Genomic DNA, 1,770 nt, shown 5'->3' on the forward strand with positions numbered 1-1,770 from the left:
GCGCCGCCGGCCGCGCCGCGCCGTCCACCGCGCCGCGCCGCGGTCGTCCTTGCCGCCGCGTCTACGCCTGAGCGCGCGCGAACGCCGCCGCCGCCTCGGCGCGCGAGGCCACGCCGAGCTTGCCGAAGACGTTGCGCAGGTGCGTCTCGACCGTCTTGACGGACAGGAACAGCTCGGCGGCGATCGCGGGGTTGGTCAGGCCGGCGGCGACCAGCGCGACGACCTCGTGCTCGCGCGCGGACAGGCCCTGCAGGCCCGCGGGCTCGCGCCGGCGGGCGGCGTCGACGCGGTGGCCGAGGCGGCGCAGCTCCCGCCGTGCGCGGTCGCGGAGGAGGTGGGCACCGCCTGCGTCGAGCGCCTGCTCAGCCTCGCGCAGCTCACGCACCGCGGTGGCGCGATCGGTTCCGGCGAGCGCGGACGCGAGCAGCATCCGGGCGCGCAGCGCCTCCAGGCGCAGGCCGGCGGGCTCGGCGGCCGCGATCGCCGCGCGGGCGCTCTCCGCCGCCGCTTCGGCCTCGCCCCGGGCGAGCTGCACCGCGCCGCGTGCACGGTGGGCGAGCACGACGGCGAGCGGGCGCCGGGTCTCCCTCGCGTTCGCTTCCATCCGCGCGGCTACGTCTTCCGCCTCCGCGAGGTCGTCCAGCGCGAGCGCGTTGTCGACGAAGATGTCCCAGGCGATGCCGTGCTCGGCGGGCATCACGTGGCGCAGCTCGAGCCCGCCGCACCAGCGCAGCTGGATCGCGCGGCTCGCGACGACGTCGCCCTCCTCGGCGAGCACGGTGCCGAACGCCCAGCCCGGCTCGCTCTCCCACAGCAGGAGCCGGCCGGTCTCGTTGGCGAGCGCCTGGCTCTCCTCGAACGCGGCCCGGGCGCCCGGAATGTCCCCGCGGTAGCCGAGTGCGAGCCCGTGCTCCCACAGCGCCCACGCGAGGTAGTGCGGGTTGCCGGCCAGGCGCGCGGCGTCGACGGCGGCCGCGCCCGCCTCGCACGCGTCGTCGACGCGGCCCTGCATCTCGTACGGGAACACGGAAGCGAGCGTGAGCGGCACGAGCAGCCAGTCCTGGCCGGTCGCGCGCGAGAGCTCCAGGCCGCGGCGGCCATGCTCGAGGGAGGCGTCGAAGCGATCCAGGAACGACTCGGCCCACGCCAGGTACCAGAGCGCCTCCAGGTGGGCGGCGAGCGTGCGGTCGTCGAGCTCGGCGAGCGTGCTGGTCGCCGCCTCGACGGCCTGCTCGGCCGCTTCGCGCTGCCCGTCCGCGGCGAGCACGAGCGCGAGCAGCGCCTCGGCGGAGACGCTCGCGCCGCGGTCCGGGCCGTCCAGCGCCGCGCGCGCACGCTCGGCGCTCGTCGGCAGGTCCAGGCCGTAGAGCGCGTCGAACGCGAGCGCGAGCCGCAGGTCCTGCGACTCGCCGTGCTGCGCGAGCGCGCCCTGCAGCCGGCGGCGGGCGTCCTCGTGGCGGCCGAGCCAGTGCTCCACCGCCGCGCAGCGGGTCACGAGCGTCACGTACTCGGCGGAGTCGGGCGCGGCGAGCACGAGCGCTTCCAGCAGCGCCCGGCGGCTCTTCTCCAGTCGGCCGGCGGCGGCCTCGGCCTGCGCGAGGTCCTTGAGGATCGCGCGCCGCGTCTCGCCACCGACTGCGGGGTCGAGCTCGGCGCCGGACGCGGGCCGCAGCGCCGCCTCGTACCAGCGCGCCGCGCCTGCGGGCGTGCGCGGGCGCTTCGGGCCCGGCGATCGCCGACCTCGTGCGCATCCTCGCCACGGGCGATCCC

At 77.9% G+C, this 1,770-nt stretch carries 1 protein-coding gene; it reads right to left on the reverse strand.

Annotated elements, in window-relative coordinates; all coding sequences use genetic code 11:
- Positions 1–61 precede the first annotated feature (61 nt).
- On the reverse strand, positions 62–1,770 hold a 1,709-nt coding region (locus OJ997_RS36185; protein ID WP_270030337.1), incomplete at its 5' end, for a helix-turn-helix transcriptional regulator.

The sequence above is a fragment of the Solirubrobacter phytolaccae genome, from assembly GCF_027587195.1.
GTDB classification, from domain to species: Bacteria; Actinomycetota; Thermoleophilia; order Solirubrobacterales; family Solirubrobacteraceae; genus Solirubrobacter; species Solirubrobacter phytolaccae.